The 20,311-nt window shown below is 69.9% G+C and carries 14 protein-coding genes and 2 pseudogenes; 8 read left to right on the top strand and 8 right to left on the bottom strand.

Annotated elements, in window-relative coordinates; genetic code table 11:
- Window positions 1-2: 2 nt before the first annotated feature.
- The 4 genes from MTF69_RS27485 to MTF69_RS27500 all read right to left on the bottom strand — a co-directional run bounded on the left by MTF69_RS27485 (window position 3) and on the right by MTF69_RS27500 (window position 4,558).
- On the bottom strand, window positions 3-395 hold the full coding sequence (locus MTF69_RS27485; protein ID WP_243338840.1) for a DUF742 domain-containing protein: 393 nt from the start codon (window positions 393-395) through the stop codon (window positions 3-5).
- Window positions 388-1,254: a roadblock/LC7 domain-containing protein gene (locus tag MTF69_RS27490; protein WP_243338841.1), complete on the bottom strand. Its 867-nt coding sequence runs from the start codon at window positions 1,252-1,254 to the stop codon at window positions 388-390. The genes MTF69_RS27485 and MTF69_RS27490 overlap by 8 nt, the downstream gene beginning before the upstream one ends.
- On the bottom strand, window positions 1,251-2,486 hold the full coding sequence (locus MTF69_RS27495; RefSeq protein WP_243338842.1) for an ATP-binding protein: 1,236 nt from the start codon (window positions 2,484-2,486) through the stop codon (window positions 1,251-1,253). The genes MTF69_RS27490 and MTF69_RS27495 overlap by 4 nt, the downstream gene beginning before the upstream one ends.
- 512 nt (window positions 2,487-2,998) lie before the next feature.
- Complete coding sequence (locus MTF69_RS27500) at window positions 2,999-4,558, bottom strand: helix-turn-helix transcriptional regulator (RefSeq protein WP_243338843.1); 1,560 nt, start codon at window positions 4,556-4,558, stop codon at window positions 2,999-3,001.
- A 113-nt stretch (window positions 4,559-4,671) separates the two neighbouring features.
- Between MTF69_RS27500 and MTF69_RS27505 the strand changes: the two genes are divergently transcribed.
- Window positions 4,672-4,896, top strand: coding sequence for a hypothetical protein (locus MTF69_RS27505; protein WP_243338844.1), 225 nt, complete (start codon window positions 4,672-4,674; stop codon window positions 4,894-4,896).
- A gap of 104 nt (window positions 4,897-5,000) precedes the next feature.
- On the opposite strand, the gene MTF69_RS27510 is transcribed toward MTF69_RS27505, so the two are convergent.
- A complete protein-coding gene (locus tag MTF69_RS27510) occupies window positions 5,001-5,417 on the bottom strand; it encodes a VOC family protein (RefSeq protein ID WP_243338845.1) in 417 nt (138 codons plus the stop codon).
- Window positions 5,418-5,431: 14 nt separating this feature from the next.
- Between MTF69_RS27510 and MTF69_RS43485 the strand changes: the two genes are divergently transcribed.
- The 5 genes and pseudogenes from MTF69_RS43485 (at window position 5,432) to MTF69_RS27535 (ending at window position 13,860) form a co-directional block, all read left to right on the top strand.
- On the top strand, window positions 5,432-6,622 hold the full coding sequence (locus MTF69_RS43485) for a GNAT family protein (RefSeq protein WP_308401460.1): 1,191 nt from the start codon (window positions 5,432-5,434) through the stop codon (window positions 6,620-6,622).
- Window positions 6,623-6,854: 232 nt separating this feature from the next.
- Window positions 6,855-7,040: pseudogene (locus tag MTF69_RS27520) on the top strand (thiamine pyrophosphate-dependent enzyme); the annotation flags it as partial.
- A 652-nt stretch (window positions 7,041-7,692) separates the two neighbouring features.
- Window positions 7,693-9,342, top strand: a complete 1,650-nt coding sequence (locus tag MTF69_RS27525) for a phospholipase A2 (RefSeq protein WP_243338846.1) — start codon at window positions 7,693-7,695, stop codon at window positions 9,340-9,342.
- Between the two features lie 231 nt (window positions 9,343-9,573).
- Complete coding sequence (locus MTF69_RS27530; RefSeq protein ID WP_243338847.1) at window positions 9,574-12,372, top strand: S8 family serine peptidase; 2,799 nt, start codon at window positions 9,574-9,576, stop codon at window positions 12,370-12,372.
- Between the two features lie 147 nt (window positions 12,373-12,519).
- Window positions 12,520-13,860, top strand: a complete 1,341-nt coding sequence (locus MTF69_RS27535; protein ID WP_243338848.1) for a DUF2252 domain-containing protein — start codon at window positions 12,520-12,522, stop codon at window positions 13,858-13,860.
- A 202-nt stretch (window positions 13,861-14,062) separates the two neighbouring features.
- On the opposite strand, the gene MTF69_RS27540 is transcribed toward MTF69_RS27535, so the two are convergent.
- Both MTF69_RS27540 and MTF69_RS27545 read right to left on the bottom strand, forming a co-directional pair.
- Window positions 14,063-15,364, bottom strand: coding sequence for an MFS transporter (locus MTF69_RS27540; protein ID WP_243338849.1), 1,302 nt, complete (start codon window positions 15,362-15,364; stop codon window positions 14,063-14,065).
- Window positions 15,361-16,488 carry a PLP-dependent cysteine synthase family protein gene (locus tag MTF69_RS27545; protein ID WP_243338850.1) on the bottom strand — a complete coding sequence of 376 codons (1,128 nt, stop codon included), beginning with the start codon at window positions 16,486-16,488 and terminating at the stop codon, window positions 15,361-15,363. The genes MTF69_RS27540 and MTF69_RS27545 overlap by 4 nt, the downstream gene beginning before the upstream one ends.
- Before the next feature lie 2,009 nt (window positions 16,489-18,497).
- Between MTF69_RS27545 and MTF69_RS27550 the strand changes: the two are divergent.
- Both MTF69_RS27550 and MTF69_RS27555 read left to right on the top strand, forming a co-directional pair.
- Window positions 18,498-18,680, top strand: a pseudogene (locus MTF69_RS27550) (NUDIX hydrolase); the annotation flags it as partial.
- Window positions 18,681-19,027: 347 nt separating this feature from the next.
- On the top strand, window positions 19,028-19,513 hold the full coding sequence (locus MTF69_RS27555) for a VOC family protein (RefSeq protein WP_243338851.1): 486 nt from the start codon (window positions 19,028-19,030) through the stop codon (window positions 19,511-19,513).
- 120 nt (window positions 19,514-19,633) lie between these two features.
- Here MTF69_RS27555 and MTF69_RS27560 read toward each other — a convergent pair whose 3' ends face one another.
- Window positions 19,634-20,221 carry a GNAT family N-acetyltransferase gene (locus MTF69_RS27560; RefSeq protein WP_243338852.1) on the bottom strand — a complete coding sequence of 196 codons (588 nt, stop codon included), beginning with the start codon at window positions 20,219-20,221 and terminating at the stop codon, window positions 19,634-19,636.
- Between the last annotated feature and the right edge of the window lie 90 nt (window positions 20,222-20,311).

Consider the following 20,311-nt stretch of genomic DNA (forward strand, 5'->3'; position numbering starts at 1 on the left):
CGTTACGCTCCGAATCGATTCTTCAGGCCCTCGAGCACGGCGCTGACCAGTTCTCTGTCGACACGTTCGGCGCGCGGTATCGGTGTCCTCGCGAGGATGAGACCGTCATCCTCCAACTGCGCCAGCAGGATGCGGACGATGCCCAGGGGCAGGTGCGTGTGCCCTGCCACCTCGGCCACGGACAGGAAGCCCTTCGCGACCAGGTCCATGACCTGCCCCGCTTCCGGCGACAGCGTGCGCGCCGCGACCTGTCCGTTGTCCACCGCCGCCGTCACGAGCGTCGTGTGCTCGTACTCGTGCTCCGGGGGCAGCGCTCGTCCGTTGGTGATCACGAAGAGCGGGACTAATGGAGAGGTCAGTTCCAGCTCTTCGTCCTGTTCGAACCCATCAGGCACGGCCCGTCCCCTTCCCTGTTGTCGCCGTCGCCGTCGCCGTCGCCGTCGCCGTCGCGGTCAGTCGGGGAACCACCTCGTGCAGACGCGTCGTGAACTGCTCTATGTCGCAGTCGTGTTCGGCGGCGGCGGCGAGGAAGGCATCGGGGCCGGCCGCCATCAGGAAGATCCAGCCGTGCTGGAATTCGATGACCGTCTGACGCCACTGCGCGTCCTCGGCGGCCCCCGCGAACTGGGAGGTGACCCGGCTGTAGGCGTGGATGCCCGTCATGGCCGCGGAGATCGTGTCCGCGAGGTCGCGGCTCAGCCCGGCGGTCGCCCCGCGGGGAAGGCCGTCCGACCCCAGCAGTACGGCGTGGCGGGCGCCCTTGACCTCCGACATCACCCGGTCGAGCTCGCCGAGGACGAATCCCGCGTCACCGGCGCTCTGCTGCCGCGGTGCGCTCCCGCGCGGACCTCCGGCGTCCTCGGTGCTCACCCGCGGCGGCGAGGTGAGGTTGTTGCCCAGCCGGGCGACGAGGCGGTGCATGCGGAAGGAGATCTGCTGCATGTCCACATCGGGCGCGGCCGCGGCGGCGAGGTAGGAGCCCTGCCCCGCCCCGATCAGGAAGCTCCAGCCGTGCGAGAACTCGATGATGGTCTGGTTCCACTGCCGGTCCTCCTCCGGCCCGGCGAAGTGGGCCGTCGCCCGGCTGAGCGACTGCATCCCGGCCATGGCCGCGGAGATGGTGCGTACGTCCTTCTCGGCCAGGCCTTCGGTCGCGCCGCGAGGAAGGCCGTCAGCGGAGAGCAGGACGGCGTGCCGCGCACGGGGCACGTTGTGCACGATGTCCTCGAGCATCCACGAGAGGTCTGAGGTCATGCCTCTTCGGGCCCTTCGAACGAGGTGGCGTCAAGATTGCGGCCGGAGAGAGTGCCGCGCTGGAAGGCGCCCAGGCTGCGCCCGGAGGCGCGGCCCGTTTCCCCCGGGGTCCGCGGCGCCGGCGCGGTGGCGTCCGGATCGGGGACGCTCGCGATGGGCACCTGGCGTGCGCCGCGCTTGGGCAGACCGTGCATGGTGCGCGACGTCGTGCTCTGCGGCGTCACGCTCTGCGTCGCCGTGGTCTGCGTCGCCGTGGTCTGCGGGGGCCTGCTCTCGGTGACGCGCCGGATCTCGCTGACCGGAGCCTCCTGGACGGGCGGTATCTCCTCCATGGTCCACAGCTCCTCGGGCAAGAGGACGACGGCCCGGACGCCGCCGTAACGGGAGACTCCGGTGACATCGACCTTGAAACCGTGCTGGCGCGCGATCAGGCCGATGACCGGGAAGCCGAACTTCGGCTGGGTCCCGAGCTGCGACAGGCGGGGGGCGACCTCCCCGGAGAGCAGCGCGGTCGCCCGCTGCCGCTCTTCGTCGTTCATGCTGACGCCGGCGTCGTCGATGACGATGCACAGGTTGTTCTGGACGCGCTGGAACGTCACCTCGATCGGCGCGTCGTGCTGCGAGAAGCTGGCCGCGTTGTCGAGCAGCTCCGCCACGGCGAGGGCGACGGGCGCGACCGCGGACGCCTTCAGGGCGAGACTGGTCTGCTGCATGATGGCGACCCGGTGGAAGTTGCGGATCTGGCCCTGGGCACTGCGCACCACGTCGTAGACGCTGGCGGGCCGGTTGCGACGGCCGAGCGGCGCACCGCACATGACGGCGATGCCCTGAGCCTTGCGCGCCATCTGGGCGTTGGCGTGGTTCACGTCCAACAGGTCGCTCAGGACGGTGTGTCCGCCGTACTTGCGCTGGATGCCGTCCAGAAGCGTCGTCTGCTCGGCCGCGAGGCTCTGCAGGAGGCTGGCGGCCCCCTTGAGGACGGCCTTGGTGTTCTCCTCGGCCGCTTCCTTGGCATCGCGGAGGGTGGCGTCCTGCTCGCTGCGGAACCGCTGCAGCTCGGCGTGCGACGCGTGCAGGTAGCTGTCCGCCGTGAGCAGTTGGTGCCTCAGCTCGGCCTCGGTGTGCTCTTTCTTCGCCCCCAGTGCTCTGTTGCGGGCGACCAGTGCCGCGACCGCGGCAACGGCTATCGCCGCCACCGCAACCAGGCACCACACAAGTGCGTCTCGATTCATGGAAACCTTTCCCGGCGCGTGCCATGCGGACGGCTGCAGATACACCTCGCGAGGCCCCGCAACACAGCTGATCGGCACGGTTCACCTGCTGTTATGCGGAGAGCATGCCGCCGATCCAAATCAGCATCTGCGCCGAAATGGAACAAGATCACAGATGCCGGGATGCTATCACCGGATCTTCGCCCTCTCGGACGCCCGCTACTGCACGGTATCTCCCCAACCAGGCTGCCACAGGGGCGGGTTGACTTGGCCTTTCAGCCCTCTGCTTCCGTCGGCGGCCGCCCCTCTCGCAACCGATTCGTTAAGCAGTTCTTCACGAGAGGAGGGGCGATCTCTCACATCTGTCCGACGATGCACCGCCAACCGAACCCCTGGGCGGGCAGGGCCTCACCGGCAGGTTGCGGCGCCCGGCATTGGCTCGTGATCGATTCTCGGCCTGGCGGCGTGATTTCGCTCTTTCGCCCGCCGCGACCGTGCGGCTTCTCCTGGCCCGTGCGCCAACTCATGGGGAGTCACCTGCCGTCCGCCGCATCCTCCCGTTCGTGGTGCGGGTACGCCCGGGCGCGTTTCCCCTGGTACGAACGCACGTCGGCGCCGCGGCCCGTCGCCTCGATCCGGTTCAGCAGCTCCGCGGCCGCTTGGGCCGTCCTGGGCGAAGAGTTGAGGGTGTCGAGGAAGTCCAGCAGGGTCCTCATCGGTGCCGCGGCCATGTGTTCCAGCAGTGCGCGCCGCCGGTCCTGGGGGAGCGTCATCAGGTCGGCGCCGAAGGACTGCCCCAGGCCCGCTGCGTGGACGTTCCTCATCAGGTGTCCCAACGGGGCACGGACGAGGCGCTCGTCACCGCGGTGCGCGAGCTCCGCCAGGACAGCGACGAGGCGATCGGGAAGCCGGTAGGCAGCTGCGGCCGTCGACAGGCTCGGCAGGACGGACGCGTCTTCGTCGGCCAGGAGCGAGATCACCTCCAGCACCTCGACGGCAGGTCGGTCCGTCTGTACGAGGCACACCAGGACGTCGTCCGCCGCGGGCCACGTCCCGCCGTGCCAGTGGCGGTGCAGCACGGCCAGCTCGGGCACGGACCGGAACCGGGCGGCGCACCGGACGAGATGGGACCTGAAGGCGGCGTGGAACGGCCCCTGCGGCATCACGTCACCGATCTCCGTGACCACGCCGATGGGCCGGGACTGCGCGACGTCCCGGAGCAAGGACTCCCCCCTGGAACGCTCACCCGCGTCCCCGAGCCATTGCAGCACCACCACGATCTCCGCGGCCGGACGTTCCCAGGCCACGTCGGCCAGCTCGCGGCCCAGCGTGCGTACGTCACCGCCGGACCGGAAACCGTCAAGGCGCGCCAGCAGCACCCCGATCGGCCCGCCACCGTCCCGGTGGAGCCCGGCCAGTTCCTCTTCCATGGCCAGTACCCGGTCCTCCAAGCCCCGGCACCGGGTCTCCGCATCGGCCCGCAGGGCGGAGGTGTCGGCCAGATCGGTGCGGAGCTTCGTGATCTCGGCCAGGAGGGCGTCGCGGACGGAGGCGTGGTCGTCGAGCGCGATGCGGAGCTCGACCTCGCGGCGGGTGGCGGCGGTCAGGTCCGCCGACCAGTCGCGTTGGAGGGAGTCGAGTTCACCCCTCACGGACAGGACCTCGGACTCGCGCTTCGCCAACAGGTCGTGCAGCGCCTCCTCCTGACGGGTCAGGCGGGCGATCGTGCGCTGGGAGCGCATCATCTCCTGGCGGAGGCTTTCCAGTTCGTACCCGGCGGGATCGGTGGCCCGCAGGGCCGTCAGGCGTTGCCGGTGGATCTCGGCCCTGACCTCCTCCTTGAGAGGGCTGCCGAGCTTGTGCTCCGCCTCGCGGATGAGGCGGCCGATGAAGTCCTTGGTGGCGAGCCGGCGTCCGCGCAGGAAGCGGGAGACGGTGCCGGGGTCCAGGGAAACGCGGACCGCGTACGCCTCCTGTGAGATGCCCAGGGTCTTGAACAGGTCTGTCAACGTCTTGCCGAGGGCCGCAACCTCCGGCGTATCGCCCCGCTCGGTCGCGGACGAACTCGCAGCTGAGCGGGCCATCTCCGGCATCTCGGCCTCCCCGTGCCTTGCACCCGTACTGGCAAGCCTTGCGGCTGTCGCAGCCTATCCGGCCCTCCCCAGGCTGGGGTCGTCAATCAGCCGCTCCTGGAAGGACTCCGCCCATGGCCACCGCCGTATGGACCTCTGCCGTCGCCGGCGCCGGATGGGCCGCTCGGGTGCTCATCGTCGGGCTCGCGCTCGTGCCCGTCGTCATCGTGACGCTCGCCTGCGTGCCCGCACTGCTGGTACTGCCGTTCTCCCGGCGCCGCAGCGCACATGCCACCGCCATCGTGCGACAGCTGATCGCCTGGACCCGGGGGCTGCTGCTCACGAGCCGGGAGCGGTGAAGTCCCTACGGACACCATGAAGGCAGAGGTCAAGGCTTCAGCCGGACCCGCCGGCGCTTCGCCGACTGAGAGACGTGCGCCCCCGGACCCTGAGGCCGCCGGATTCAGCTCTGCTGTTCGCTGACGTTGACCATCCACGTGATACCGAACTTGTCCGTACACATGCCGAAGACGTCGCCCCACATCTGCTTCTCCAGGGGGACGGACACCGTGCCGCCATCGGACAGCTTGCTCCAATAACCTCGCAGCTCGTCCATGTCGTCGCCGCTCAGGCTCACAGCGATGTTGTTCCCGGGTGTGTGTTCCGTTCCGGGCGGATTGTCGGCGCCCATCAGCGTGAATCCCCCGGTGGTCTCGAGCATGCCGTGCATGATCTTGTCCGAGTATCCGGAGGGCGCCTCGGAGCCGAATTCGCCGTAGGTGTGGACGGCCAGATCGCCGCCGAACACCTCCTTGTAGAACTCCATGGCTTGCTTCGCTTCACCGGCGAAGCTGATGTACGGATTCAGGCGAGAGGACACGTTCACTCCCTTTCGTGACGAATGGGCCAGTACGGGCAGCCTACGTGTGTGGCGTACGCGCGAAGAGTTCCTCCGGGCCGCCCGCCCGCCTCGTGTCGCACACCAGGACGCACCGCGGGAGCCCGGGTCCGTCAGCCGCCCGCGAGCAGCCGCCCGCGAGCAGCCGCTCGCGCTCGGCCGCCACGATCTCCCGCGCCAGCTCGGCGTCCGTGATGTCGAATGCCTCCGGGGCGCTGTCGGCGGTTTCGGCGGAGACCGTCCCCTACGAACTCACGGCACTTGAGTGCGACCTCTACGAGGACGTCACCCACTACGTCCGCGAGGGGATGAACCGTGCCGGCCGCATCGGTGGCACACGCAAGAACACCGTCGGTTTCGCGCTCACCGTTCTGCAGCGACGCCTGGCCTCCAGCCCCGAGGCGATCCACAGGAGCCTTGTACGGCGTACCGAGCGCCTGGAGCGCAGGAAGCAGGAGATCCTCGACGGTACCTGTCGCGAAGGCATGCCCACCGCTCACCTCGCTGAGTTATGGCCACCCCGACATCGGTCCTCCTCCGGTGGCCCGCAGGTAGGCTCCGAAGGCATGACCCCAGTCAACCTGGCGGGCCTCCGCCTGGCGTTACGCGAAGTCGAGCCCGAGGACACCGCTGCCATCCTGGCCATCTACGGTGACCCCGAGGCGACCCGGCACCTCAGCTTCGAGCCCCGTACCCGCGACCAGGTCCAGGCGATCACGGACCGGTCCATCGCCTCCGCGAAGGACACTCCGCGAATTGAGTACTGCCTTGCCATCACCCCGCTCGGCGAACGCCGACTGATCGGCTACGCGCGTCTGGCTACCGAACCGCAGCAGGCGGCCACGATCGGCTTTGCATTGAACCCGGCGCAGTGGGGCAAGGGCCTCGGCACGGAGACGGTGCACCTGCTGTGCACGCTCGGCTTCAAGGGCCTGGGCCTGCACCGCATTTGGGCTGCGCGTTCGCCACTCAACGAGGCATCCGCGCGCACCCTCCTGCGAGCGGGCATGACCGAGGACGGGCGGATCCGCGATCACGTCTTCGTTCACGGAGCCTGGCGAGACTCGATCACCTACTCGATCCTGGAGCACGAGTGGACCCCGAGAGACGTCCTGGAGCGGGACACCGCCGACGGAGCTCCCGCGGACGTGGCCCCACCTGACGCCGACAGCGGACTGGAGACGTGAGCAGGCGCTGCCCGGTCTGCCATGCCTTGCCTTGGAGATCGTCCCGCGGGATGCGAGGCGCCTGGTCAGGGATTTGGTAGGGACTGAGCGAGGAGATCACCCGCATCTGTTCTCCCCAAGGACTCCCCACGGCCGCTTCTGGGTGAATCTGTGAGGTGGCCCGCCGCTGTCGGCCGCCTCCGCGCAGACGTTGCTCCGACGCCCGCCTCGCCCTGGCTGCCCTGCACAACTCCATCCCGCCCGGGGCGCCGGCGGCCTCGGCTGCGGCTTCCACGAGGCGCTCGGGGCAGCGGTCGCCGCCCCGGACCGCCCGGTGCTCGCCGTCTCCGGGGACGGCGGGGCGGTGTACTCGATCGCAGGGCTCGCCACCGCCCGCCAACTCGGCCTCAACGCGGCCTGGCTGATCGTCGACGACGGCCCCGCCCTGCTTCGCGTGATCGCTCCCACCCACCTCGACGAAGCCCGAGGAAGTTGCGCACCGCCGAGCCCCATGGCTTTCGCCGACTGCCCCGAACGGCTCCGGAATTGCTGACGCAACAAGAGGGGTGATCGGTTCGGGTGGTGGGAGTGAGAGGTGCGCACCATTCGAAGCCTCTCGGAGAGGGAGTATTGGGGCTGATTATGTCCGGTTTATGGGGATTGGGAGTCGATGGGATCCCTTCCGGTGTAAGTGTCGGGTAGGCGGCTGGAGTCGCTCGCGGTCGAGGTGTGGATCTTTTTATTCGCTATCGGGAACGTCCCTTCGGGGTGCTGGGCGCGCCCTGGAAAGGGTCCTTTCGGCTTCGCTGAGCGGAGCCTCCCGACCTCTTGGCGCAGGGGGCTCGCGGGCCGCGCGGTGACCGTGATCAGGGCCGGGGTTTCCGTCATGCGCACAGTCTGGAGCGGCGGACCGAGCGCCACATGAGTACCGGTACTCAGTTGTGTTCGGGCATTCGGCGGCGGTAGCGGAATCTTCACGGGAGCAAGCGCGGGGCTGCTGTGTCCGCGTCAGGAGTGCCTTGTGGAGGTGATCTTCAGGCGTCTACTGTCCGCAGCGATCACCAGCCAAGAACGACCTCGACGGGGGACTCGTGCGTAAAATCGCGCTTCCTGCCATTGCCGCGCTGTCACTGACGCTGCTTCTGCCGCAGCAGTCCGTGGCGGTCGCATCCGCCCAGCAGCCGCAGTCCGTGGCGGCCGAGATACCTGACCAGCCGCTGGCCCAGGGCACGTTGTCCACGATCGGCCCCGGTCAGTACTCGACCGAGGACAAGACTTTCCAGGTCACCGAGAACGACGTGGACGCGGCCCTCATAGGTCGCCGCCACACCGTCGCCGCGCAGCCTGACGGCGGACTCGCCAAGCCCGAGTCCGCGCCCACCACGCGCCCCGAGATGGGTGTCTTCGGCCCCAGTTGGGAAGCCGAGTTCGTCGGCGGCCAGCTCAACCGGAAGCTGGAGCAGAAGGGCGACAGCGTCGTCGTCACCGACCTCGGGGTCGACGAGAAGATCACGTACGCGCTGAAGTCGAGCATCGACTACCCGGACGGGGGTGGCGTGAAGAAGTACGCGACCACCGACGGGTCCCAGGTCACGGCGACCTCCAAGTGGAACGACGCCACTGGAACCCTGGTGACGACCATCGTCGAGGTGCTCGGCGTGGACCTCTCGGCGGTCGCCTCGGGCGACGACGCGTTCACCGACGCGGCCGGCAACCCGATCCCGGCCACGGACCTCAAGCCCACCTACAAGTGGCAGCAGTCCGCGACCGGTACCGACAGGTGGCGGGTCACCAGCGTCGGCAACAACGTCTACGCCACCACGGTGCAGTACGACGCCCAGGGCCGCGTGTTCAAGATCTCGAACCCCGCCGCGGGCGAGCGGCTCGCGACGTCCACCGCGGTCACCTACGCGGCCTCGACCACCGCGGCCGGCACCTCGTTCGGTGACTACACGGGCCGCGTCAAGCAGATCACCGTCACCGAGGGCGCCACCACGCAGACCCTCGCCCGGTACGCCTACGACTCCTCAGGCCTGCTGCGCACCGTGACCAACCCGAGCGAAGCCGCCGAGCCGCAGGCCACCTACGCCTACGACGCGACCCGGCGCCTCTCCGACATCAGCTCGCCCAGCAGCGGCAGTTGGGACCTGAGCTTCGCGGCCAACTCCGCGGCCCCGACCGCCACCCTCGACGGCGAGGCCGTCCCGGCCCCGGGCCTGCCCGTCGAGGGTGACGCCCCGGACGGCAGCACCGGCGTCACCACCCCGCCGCCCGCCTCGGACTTCCCCGGCGGCGAGATCACCGACCCGACGTCGTACCCGTCGAAGTGCAGCTGGGCGCGGCACTGGATGTACTACTGGAAGACCGGCTGCACCGCCAAGGTGGCCCACTACGGGTGGCGTTCGCCCCAGTGGAAGAAGACCCCGACCGGCTACTGGGTCCGGGGCATCAACCACGACCACTGCACCACCGCGCCCGACAAGCCGCTCGGCTACAACTTCATCCCGTCCTGCGACATGCACGACTACGGCTACGGCCTGATCGGCAACTCGTACAAGGGCTACAAGTACTACCTGTCGCGCAACAAGGGCTTCGCCGTGGACGCCGTGTTCTACGACACGCTCTACAGCAAGACCTGCCCCGCCTACTTCTGGAAGAGCACCTGCCGCTCCCTCGCCAACACGTACTACGGCGCGGTGACGGTCTTCGGGCGGGCCAAGAACGGCGCGAACGCCACTTGATGACGGGCGAGGACTCCTGATGTTCCTCCGCACGACCTCCTGAGGTTCATGGTTCATGCCCCGGTGAGGCGACCGGGCCGGGTGGCGCCCCAGCAGCGCCACCCGGCCCGGTCGGCACCCACCTCTTCCTCACCCCACCTCTTCTCCGTCGCACTCTCCCCCCATCTCCACGGGTCCGGCCATGCCCGCCCGTCCACGGGCCACGCCAGGCCCCCTGCTCCCCGAGGCACCATGAAGAAGAAGATCTGGGCCACGGTCGTCGCCGTCGCGATGACCACGGCCCTCGGTGCGATACCGGCCCGGGCCGCCGCGCCGACGAGCGTCCCCGACGCCGTCAAGGCCGCGGTCCCGAGCGGGGTCGTCGACCCGCCGTTGTACGCGCGGGCCGCCGACGCCGGCACCATCCGCGTCAACGTTCTCACCAAGAGCCGTACGGACCTCCCCGAGGCGGCCGCCGCGGGTGTGACGAAGCAGGACTTCGAGTCGCTGCCGGTGGTCACGCTCAAGGTGGACAGGGCGGGCCTGGACCGGCTCGCCGCCCAGCCGGGCGTGATCGCCGTCACCGAGGACAAGCCGGAGCCGGCGTCGCTGGACGAGAGCGTCCCGCTCATCGGCGGTGACGCGGCGGCCGCGGCGGGAAAGACCGGTGCGGGCACCGCGATCGCCGTTCTGGATACGGGTGTCGCCACCCAGCACCCGTTCCTGAAGGGCCGGGTCAAGGCCGAGGCCTGTTTCTCGCCGATCGATCCGGATCTGGGCGCCACCAGCCTCTGCCCCAACGGTGCCGCCGAGCAGGAGGGTCCCGGCTCCGCCGACACCGACTCCGGGCCGTGCGCGACCCTGACCGCCTGCGACCACGGGACCCATGTGGCCGGCATTGCGGCGGGCAAGGGCACGGGCGCCACCGGGGCGCCGAAGACGGGTGTCGCCCCCGGCGCCGACATCATCGCGATCCAGGTCTTCTCGCAGTTCAACACGGCCGATTCCTGTGCCGGCGAAGTGCCGTGTGTCGCCAGCTTCCCCAGTGCCCAACTGGCCGGTCTGGAGCAGGTGTTGAAGATCAAGCAGGCGGGGACGCCGGTCATCGCGGCGAACCTGAGCCTGGGCGGCGGCCACTACACGGCCGCCTGTGACGCCGACCCGCGGAAGGCGGCCGTCGACAACCTGCTCGCGGCCGGTGTCGCCACCGTGATCGCGGCCGGCAACAACGGCTACGCCGACGCGGTGAGCGTCCCCGGCTGTATCTCCTCCGCCGTCACGGTCGGCTCCACCACCGACGACGACGAGCTGTCCACCTTCACCAACCGGGGCCCGCTGCTCGACCTCTTCGCCCCGGGGACGAGCATCGTCTCCTCGGTGCCCGGCGGCAACTACGCCCCGAAGAACGGCACTTCGATGGCCACCCCGCACGTGGCCGGCGCCTTTGCCGTGCTCAAGCAGGCCTACCCGGCCAAGAGCGTCGCGGACCTCACGGCCTTGCTGAAGAACAGCGGCCGCCCCGTCATCTACACGGGTGCCACCACGTCCCGGATCGACCTCGGCGCGGCGCTGGGCGGCGGCGGCAACACGCCCAAGCCGGCCGGCATGAGCGACTTCAACGGTGACGGCGCCGAGGACATCGCGATCTCCGACACCCAGGCCACCGTCGGTACGAACGCCAATGCCGGCCTGATCCGCGTCGTGTACGGCGCGGGCAAGGGCACCGCAGAGCTCAGTCAGGACCTGGACTGGGTGTCGGGCGGCTCCGAGAAGGACGACTACTTCGGCGAGACCCTCGCCACCATCGACTGGAACAAGGACGGCTTCACCGACCTGGTGGCCGGAACCCCGAGCGAGGCCATCGGCACGGCCACGAACGCGGGCAAGGTCGACATCCTGTACGGCTCCGCGGGCGGCCTGGGCGCGGGCACCCTCAAGTCCACGACCTTCGAGCAGGGCGCGGGCACCGGCGCGATCGCCGCGTCGACGGCCGAGGCCAACGACCGGATGGGGCAGTCGCTCGCGGCGGCCGTCAACGACGCCGGCCGGCCGTACCTGCTGATCGGCTCGCCCGGCGAGGCCATCGGCACGCTCACCGGCGCGGGTACCGCCTTCTACGTGTACGGCAACACGAGCCTGACGATCAGCCAGGAGAAGCCGGGCGTCCCCGGTGACCCCGAGGCGGGCGACAACTTCGGCTTCGCCCTGACCGCGGACGCCAACTACATCGCCATCGCCTCCCCCAACGAGGCGCTCGGCACCAAGGCGAAGGCGGGCGGTGTCGCCATCTTCGACGCCAATGCGTACGACGCCGACGGCCGCCCGGCCCCGCTGGCCGGTCTCGACCAGGACAGCGCCGCCATCTCCGGTGACGCCGAGGCGGGCGACCAGTTCGGCCACGCGGTGGCCGTCGCACCGTTCCGGGCCACGGGCTCCCCGGCCCCGACCGAATCGATCCTCGCGATCGGTTCGCCCGGTGAGGGTGTGGTCGTGGGCACCGAGAACCGGCTCAACGCGGGCCGCGTGGTGCTGATCCGGATCAAGGCGGACGGAAGCTGGAGCTATCTGCGCGAGCTGAAGCAGGGCACCGCGGAAGACGACGTCTCCGGCACCTCCGAGACCGGTGACCGCATGGGCGAGACGTTGGCCGCCGTCAACACCGCCCCGGGCTCGGTCAGCACCGTGGCCTCCATGCGGCTCGCGGTCGGCACGCCAGGCGAGGCACTCGGAACCGTGACCAAGGCGGGCGCGATCCACACGTTCTCCATGGCCGGCTCGGCCGGACCGAACGACCGCTGGATCGAGGCGGGCGACGGCGACGGGATCCCCGGGACGCCCGGGGCCAACCAGCAGCTCGGCAAGAACATCCACTTCACCGCGACCAAGCTGTACGTGGGGATGCCGTTCGGGCCGAACGCGGCCGGTGCGCTCTACGCGCTGCCGATGTCCAACGTCACCCAGGGCGGCAAGGTCGCTCCCGTGACCACGTACAAGCCCGGCTCGGGCGGCCTGCCGGCCAATGGTGTTGCCTTCGGATACTTCGCTCGCTAGTGCTGTGACCGAAAGCGGGTGGCACGGCAGATGCCGTGCCACCCGCTTTCGTTACCCAGGTCCCGCGCAGACGGGTGCGCGGGCAGTGACATGCGCTTCAGGCGCGGTGCGCTCAGGATGAGGGGGACCGGCGAGAAGGAGCGGATCATGACCAGTCCGGGTGAGCGGTCCCGACGCGGGCGGGCCGTCCGCAAGAACGTCAGCCGTGCTTCGCACGGACGGTGGACCGCGTCGACCGACCGGCCCGATCCCGTCGGTGTGCTGGAGCGGCAGGCGGCCGACCGGGTACGGGAGCTGCTGCCGATCCGCTACGGCCGAATGGCGGCTTCGCCGTTCGCGTTCCTGCGGGGCGCGGCCGCGGTCATGGCGGCCGACCTGGCCGCCCAGCCGGACACGGGCCTGACCGTCCAGCTGTGCGGGGACGCGCACCTCTTGAACTTCGGCATGTTCGCCTCGCCCGAGCGGTCCCTGCTCTTCGACCTCAATGATTTCGACGAGACGCTGCCCGGCCCCTTCGAGTGGGACGTCAAACGGCTCGCCGCGAGTGTCTCGGTGGCCGCCCGCCAGAACGGTCACGGCGACGACTGGGCCAGAGGATCGGCCCTTTCGGCGGCCCGGTCCTACCGGCAGACCATCAGGGAGCTCGCCGGGCAGGGCGAACTGGAGGTCTGGTACCACCGGATCGACACCGCCGATCTGCTGCCCCTCATCCGCAAGCCCAAGCTGCGGGGCCGGGTCGAGGCCGGGCTGGCGCGCGCCCGCGGCCGCACCAGCCTTCGTGCTCTGGAGAAGCTGACCGAGGTCCGCGACGGCGGCCGGCGGATCGTCCACGATCCGCCCCTGCTGGAACCGCTGGCCGGAGCCGAGTCACAGGCCGTGGGCACGGTCTTCAGCGAGTACCGCACCACACTTCCCGAGGAGCGCCGCCTCCTGCTGGACCGGTACCGATTCGTCGACGCGGCACGGAAGGTCGTCGGTGTCGGGAGCGTGGGGACCCGCTGCTACATCGTGCTGCTCGCCGGACGCGACGATGACGACCCGCTCTTCCTGCAGATCAAGGAGGCCGGTCCGTCCGTCCTGCAAGGCCACCTCCCGGCCGACGGTCATGATCACCACGGTCACCGGGTCGTGTCGGGCCAGAGGCTTCTGCAGGCCACCGGCGACATCTTCCTCGGCTGGATGAGCGGCCCCGAGGGGCGCCACTTCTACGGTCGGCAGCTGCGCGACATGAAGGGATCGGCCGATGTCGCGACCATGTCCCGGGTCCTCCTCGGCCAGTACGCCGGGCTGTGCGGCAGGGCGCTGGCGCGCGCCCATGCCCGCTCCGGTGACCGTATTGCGATCGCGGGATACCTGGGCGGTTCCGACACCTTCGACCGCGCCGTCGCCGACTTCGCCCTCCGCTACGCCGACCGGACCGCGGCCGATCACGCCCTGCTGACCGGAGCCGTCGCCGATGGCGCCGTCACCGCCATCAGCGGCGTCTGAGCAGCGCCTGGCTCCGGGCGAGGGGCGGGCGGTGGACTCCTCGACGAGCACTGTCCGTGGACAGCAGGACTGCGCGGGCCGGCGGTGTTCGGCCGGCCCGCGCATTCCCGTGCGTGTCCCGAGTCGCTGCGGCAGCCTCACCGAGCGGGGCAGGGAGAGGCGGCAGTGGCCGCCGCCCCGCGCGCGTACGGCGCGGCGTCGGTCAGGCGGCCACTGGCCTGCGTTCCCCCTCTGCCGGCCCGGGTGACAGCCTGCCGGTGCGGTGCAACCTGTGGAGCGCCGTCGCGCAGGCAAGGCCGAGCAGGACAAGCGCCAGCCAGGGCAGCGCAGGCACTCGCGCTTCATGGGCCGCGTCCAGCGCCATGCCCATCCCCAGGTTGCCGACCGTGATGCCGATTCCGCAGATGGTGTTGTAGAGGCCGTAGTGCGTGGCCACGAGACGGTTGCCGGAGAGGCGGACGATGGTGTCCATCTCGAAGGGATAGGCGATCATCGTTCCCACCGCGAGGAGCAGCGCCGCCACGGCCGACGGCAGCGCGGCCAGGAGCCACAGACCCACCCCGCTGTCCGGCACCGGCACCGCCGAGGCCGCGAGGAGCGGGACGAAAGCCGCTCCCATCGTCAGCAGGCCCCAGGTGAGCGCACTGCCCGGTTTCATCCGGGCGCTGCACCAGGCGGTGACCCTGGTCTGGAAGGCGATCGTGCTCAGCCCGGAGACGGCGAACAGGGCCGCCACCGCGGCGGCGGCGAACGACCCGTCACCGCCCAGGCGCCTGACCTCCAGGGGGAGGGCCAGGTAGACCTGGAAGGTCATGACGTACGAGCCGATCATGGCCAGGGAGAACAGCAGGAACGGACGGTTCGAGAACATCCCCCGCCACTGCCGCAGGATTCCCTCACGCTCCCCCTCCGCCGTGTCGGCGTAGGCGGCGCGACGGGCGGGCAGGGCCCGGATCTGGACGATGCTCAGGACCGCGAAGATACCGGCCGCCACCAGGCAGGTGACGCTGAAGTCCACGTTGGTCAGCACCATGCCGACCAGCGGACCGAGCAGGATGCCCGCTTGGTAGAAGACGTTGAACAGAGCGAACGCCTCGACGCGGCGCTCACCCGCGTCTGCCGCCAGGTAGGCCCGGGTGGCCGGGTTGAACAGGGCCCCTGCCAGGCCGGTGGCCGCCGACGCGGCCAGTAGCGCGGGAACCGACTCCGCCAGGCCGAGCGTCGCGAATCCGATGATGCGCAGCACGAGTCCCGCGATGATCATCGGCTTGTAGCCGAGCCGGTCGCCCAGGGTCCCGCCGATGAGGAACATGCCCTGCTGGCTGAAGTTCCGTAGGCCGAGGATCAGCCCGACGAGCCAGCCCGCGAGGCCCAGCGGCCCGGCCAGGTGTGTGGCCAGGTAGGGCATCAGCATGTAGAAGCCCAGGTTGATGGTGAACTGATTGAACATCAGGAGCTGGACGCTGCTGTCGTACGAGCGGACCTGCTTGATCGTGTCCCTCACAGGGCCTCCCGGGCCTCAGGTGCGCCGGAGGTGTCGCTCCTGCCGCCACCGGCGAGGGTGAGCGGGTCGACGACGGTGGTGCAGCGGGTCCAGCGGGTGACCTCCTTCTCGTCCAGGCGGCCGATCAGGTCCGGTTCCGGGGCGGGCGGGGAGTCGAGCAGACCGTGGGCGGCGCAGTAGCCGTCGTCATAGACGGTGCCGAGGTAGCGCTGCGGGCCGTCCGGAAAGACGGCCGCGATCCGTGCCTCCTCGGGAAGCGACCGGGCGAGCCAGCCGGCGACCAGCGCGACTGCTCCGACGCTCCATCCGCCGGTGGCGTAATGGGATCCGGCCAGTTGGCGGCAGGTCCACACGGCTTCGGCGGGGGAGACCCAGTGCACTTCGCTGAAGCTGTCGTAGGCGACGTTGCGGGGGTAGATGCTCGACCCCAGCCCGCGCATGAGCCTCGGCCGGGCGGGCTGTCCGAAGATGGTGGAGCCGATGGTGTCCACTCCCACCAGCGTCAGATCCGGGTAGAGCTGTCGCAGCACCCGGGAGATGCCGGCGGAGTGGCCGCCGGTGCCGACGCTGCACACCAGAACGTCGATGTGCCGTAGTTCGGTGGCCAGTTCGAGGGCGAGCGGGGTGTAGGCGGTGGTGTTGTCGGGGTTGTTGTACTGGTCCGGGCACCAGGAGCCCGGGTGCTGGTCCATGAGTTGCTGCACGCGGTCGCGGCGGGCCTGCTGCCAGCCGCCGGTGGGGTGCGGCTCGGAGACCATGTTGACCTGGGCGCCGTACGCGACCAGCAGCCGGGTCATGGACGGCTCAAGGCCCGGATCGGTGACCAGCGTGATCGGGTGCCCGTAGACCATGCCCGCCAGAGCGAGGCCCAGGCCCAGGGTTCCGCTGGTGGACTCGATGATCCTCGCGCCCGGCTTCAGGTCGCCGCGGGCACGGGCCCGTTCGACCATGTGCAGGCCGGGACGGTCCTTGATGCCGCCGGGGTTGAAGCCCTCCAGCTTCGCCCAGAAGCCGCGTCCCGCCGGGGTGAGGGGTTCGGAGATGCGCAACAGGGGGGTGTTGCCCACCAGTTCTGACAAGGCCGTGCGGCCTGTGGCTGACGTGTCGGTGGTCGAAGAATGCATGGCTGTGCCTTCGTTCGCGGTGGATTCGACTACTCGTTCGGAGGGCACGCCGTGGTCGGAGGGCATCAGGAACAGGGGTTCCGGCCCCGGAGGACGGCGTGCGGCAGCCGCGCGCGGCTGCGGGACGGGACGAGTGGTCTAGATCTGCCACCGGCAGACGTCGGCCAACGTGGAGCGACCTGTGCGGGCTATGGGCGATCTGCCGGGGTCTGACAGCACCGCCGTCACCGGTGTGGGGTGCACCGCGCCGGGCTCGAGCGAAACAAGGACTGCGGTCGTATCGACCGGGCGCTGCACCGCGCTTGAGGCCCAAGTGGTCAGGCAGGGCGAGACGCAGGCGGAACCGTGCTCGTGCTGAGGACGGTCCGGTGACTGGGGATCGTGTGGGAGCTCTTCGTGTCCGCCCGACGTGGCCGGCTCGGACAGGGAGAGGTGTTGGTGACCGTCGTTGACGAGGTAGGACGAGCAGTGGACGGCGGCCAGGAGCAGCACGCTCAGCGCGCAGGCAAGCAGGATGCCGGGCCAGGACGGAAGCCGGCGATCAAGGCGTGGCGGTGGAAAGGGGAGCACAAGTCCTCCGTGCGGCAGTCGCTTCCTCGGCCGACGGACGGAGAAAGTGACGCGGGCGGGTGCGCGCGGGGCCAGGGAGATCTGGACGCCAGGAGCCGAGACGGCTGAACATATCGCCGTCCGGTGGGCAAGTCCGTGAATCCCGCAACGCGTGGGGTGTCGTCGGAAAGCTCCGACGCCTACACCTGAAGGACGATGCGTGATCTGAGATGTTCGCAGGGCGCGGCAGGGGATCGCTTCAACTGCTCGGCCAGTCGCGTACGCCCGAGGGGCTGGGAAGCCTGCCCCCCGTCCAGCGCGTCGGTGAGGACGGGCTTGTCCGCGGCACGCGACGGTCCGCTCGTCGAGCGGCGCCCACCCTCATCTGTGGAGTGGCCTTCGCCGTCGGAGCAGTCCGCAGCAGTCCCTGCTGCCGGGCCCGCCGCATGTGCGAGGGAGGCTGAGGCGATCGGCGCGGCGGCTCCACCATGGTGTCCCGGCAGCGAGCAGCACACGCCCAACAGGGGCAGGAGGAGAAAGGCAGCCAGCCCGGCGATGACCAGCCGACGCACCTGCGAGAGGGTCGGCGTGCCGCCGGAACGCGACCAGGCTGTCATCACGCCGTGATCGTAGTCGGCATTCGCCGGCTTGTGGGTGCCGCTCCCGGAAGAGTGGCCGATCCAACTGCCCATCCGGGCAACGGTTGTAGGAAATCACGAGCGCCGCGGCGGAGGCCGGCGCGGGATGGAGAGCTGAGCGGGAGCTGTTCTCCGGACACGGCATCCCCGGAGATACGTACGCCCCACCGCACGTCCGCCTGGCCCCGCCTGCGCCGACCCACCGGGGGTCCTTCTGCCCCGGCGCGATCTGGCGCCCGGCCGGCCCCTGATGCTGCTGAACGCCGTACTCGCGTGGGTGCTCACCATCGGGCAGGCCCGCCGCATGGGGACGGAGCCTGGCGAGATCCCGGCCGGGTCGAAGCAAGCGTTTCCGGTTGAGCAACTACTCTCGCAGCGCCCGCCAGTTGGCGTGAGGACTGCACTGCCCTGGTCTCGTTCAGCGTCGTGAGCGCCAGCTGCAGGACGTCCGCTACGAGCAGGCCCGCCAGGGATCCGGCAGTGAACCCGCGGAGTGACCGGCGCTCATCCGTTTCTCCCCAGGGGCTCCCCGTGGCCGCTTCTGAGTCGATTCGTAAGTGATGCGAGAGCTTTCCGAGCCTTTCACCCTGCTGCCCTTGATATGCAGCCGATTCCCCCCAGCCGCCCCCCCAGCGAGGCCTCATTCCCCCCAGATTCCCCCCAGCGGAGGCGGCTTCTGGCGGCGGATCGCCGCTGGCTGGGACCGTGATCCCGGCGGTAGGGATAGCTACGCGACGTAGGAAAGGGAAGGGTGCGACCTGGCGATCACGGACGTCCCTGCGTATCGCCGAGTCCAGGTTGGATGAGGAGGCTGTGGTCTCTGTGGCCGATGAGTCTGAGCGGCCTGTTGCCGCCGCTGTTGTGGTGGACAACGGGCGGTTGCTGTTGGTGCGGCGTCGCATCGCGGAGGGGGACCTGTCATGGCAGTTCCCTGCCGGCAAGGTGGAGCCGGGGGAGTCGCGCGAGGCTGCTGCTGTCCGGGAGGCGCACGAGGAGACCGGTGTGCGGAAAGGTGTCCTCGGCTGATCGGTCCGTCTGCGAGTGGGGTGCGAGGTGGCAGGTGCGACGGCGGCTGACTTCCGCGCGCCGCCGAGACCGTGCGTGGGTTCCACCTCGCGGGTACGCGCCTGCGGCGCCGACGGTGGGGTGGAGGGACCTCGTTGGCCGCCGCGTGCAGTGGCGCGTGGGGCGGTAGGTGAGCGCGCCGACCGTCCCGCCGGGCCCGCAGCCCTTTTGGGGCATCCGGTGCCCGGCCGCCGCGCGCCGCCGGCACGTGTGCGTCACCTTCGGGATATCTCTGGTCGCAGATGGCGGTCGGCGTGGCCGCCACGGTCCGCAAAGGCAGGTGGCCGGTGAGCGTCCAGCCCGTTCCCGAGGGATATCCGCGCGTCACTCCGTACCTCTGTATCGACGGTGCCGCGGCCGCGATCGACTTCTATGCCTCCGTGCTCGGCGCACGGGAGCGGATGAGGATGGCGGGATCCGGAGGCAAGATCGGCCACGCCGAGCTGGAGCTCGGAAGCTCGGTCATCATGCTCGCGGACGAGTACCCCGACATCGGCTTCCGCTCACCGAAGTCGGTGGGCGGCACGCCCGTCACCCTGCACGTGTACGTCGAGGACGTCGACGCGGTCTTCGCCAAGGCCCTTGCCCGGGGTGCCACCGAGCTGCGGCCGATCAGGGACGAGTTCTACGGCGACCGCACCGGCCAGTTCGAGGACCCGTTCGGACATCGCTGGAGCATCGCCACGCACATCGAGGACGTTCCGCCGGACGAGATGGAGAAGCGTTCCGGGGAAGCCGAGCGGGCCATGGAGTCCAAGCCGGGCGGCGAATGAAGGATCCGTCCGCATCAACCCCGTGAAGGAGGGCCGTCCACGTTGCCGGAGCCGGTGTCGTGCAGGCACTGGGTGGTCGCCAGGTCGGGGGCGGACAGAGGCCCAGCTCGCCGGCTTCGCCTAGTCGCCGCGTCGGCCGGTGGTGGCCGGGACGGGGAGCGGGATCTCGAAGTGGACGGTCCCGTAGCCGCCGTGTTCGCCGGTTGTGCGGGCGTCGCAGACCTCGTCGGCCATGCTGCGCCAGAAGGCTTCCGCGCCGGGGATGTCGACGTTCGTGTGCAGGTAGACGGCGTCGTAGCCGGGGACGCCTGCCGCGAACTCGCAGGCTGTCCTGACCATGGAATGGGCCAGACCGTGTCGGCGGTGGTCCGGGCGTACGTACACCCGTAGGAGCTGCGCCGTGCGCCCCGAGGGGTAGCGCTCGGTGAGCCATCGGGGGTGCGGGGGGTGTGCGGGGCCCCGGGAGTTCAGCGCGGTGGTGCCGACCACCTCCGAGCCCAGGACCGCCACGACGAGGGTGTGGCGCGGGTGCGTGAGGTAGGTGCTGTCGATGTCGACGACGTCGTCGTGCCACTGGGGTACGTACCCGTAGTCGAACTCCCGGTAGAACGTGTCGAGCATGACGCTCCGCGCGCCGGCCACGTCCTCGGGCCTGGCGTGCCGCACCACGTACGGGCCGATCTCTTGCCCCTGCGTCAGGTCTCTCATGGCTCGGTGGCTCCCTTCCGGCACTCCGGTCTCGTGAGCGGCAGGCTACCGGAAATCCGTCCTATTGGAAATGAAAACGATTTCAGGTAG

This window comes from Streptomyces sp. AP-93 (genome assembly GCF_022808175.1).
Taxonomy (GTDB): domain Bacteria; phylum Actinomycetota; class Actinomycetes; order Streptomycetales; family Streptomycetaceae; genus Streptomyces.

What these genes read in the sequence shown, in the direction of transcription:
- MTF69_RS27490 (WP_243338841.1), bottom strand. Translation starts at nt 1,254, where the DNA reads ATGACCTCAGACCTCTCGTGGATGCTCGAGGACATCGTGCACAACGTG.
- MTF69_RS27495 (WP_243338842.1), bottom strand. Translation starts at nt 2,486, where the DNA reads ATGAATCGAGACGCACTTGTGTGGTGCCTGGTTGCGGTGGCGGCGATA.
- MTF69_RS27500 (WP_243338843.1), bottom strand. Translation starts at nt 4,558, where the DNA reads ATGCCGGAGATGGCCCGCTCAGCTGCGAGTTCGTCCGCGACCGAGCGG.
- MTF69_RS27505 (WP_243338844.1), top strand. Translation starts at nt 4,672, where the DNA reads ATGGCCACCGCCGTATGGACCTCTGCCGTCGCCGGCGCCGGATGGGCC.
- MTF69_RS27530 (WP_243338847.1), top strand. Translation starts at nt 9,574, where the DNA reads ATGAAGAAGAAGATCTGGGCCACGGTCGTCGCCGTCGCGATGACCACG.
- MTF69_RS27535 (WP_243338848.1), top strand. Translation starts at nt 12,520, where the DNA reads ATGACCAGTCCGGGTGAGCGGTCCCGACGCGGGCGGGCCGTCCGCAAG.
- MTF69_RS27545 (WP_243338850.1), bottom strand. Translation starts at nt 16,488, where the DNA reads ATGCATTCTTCGACCACCGACACGTCAGCCACAGGCCGCACGGCCTTG.
- MTF69_RS27560 (WP_243338852.1), bottom strand. Translation starts at nt 20,221, where the DNA reads ATGAGAGACCTGACGCAGGGGCAAGAGATCGGCCCGTACGTGGTGCGG.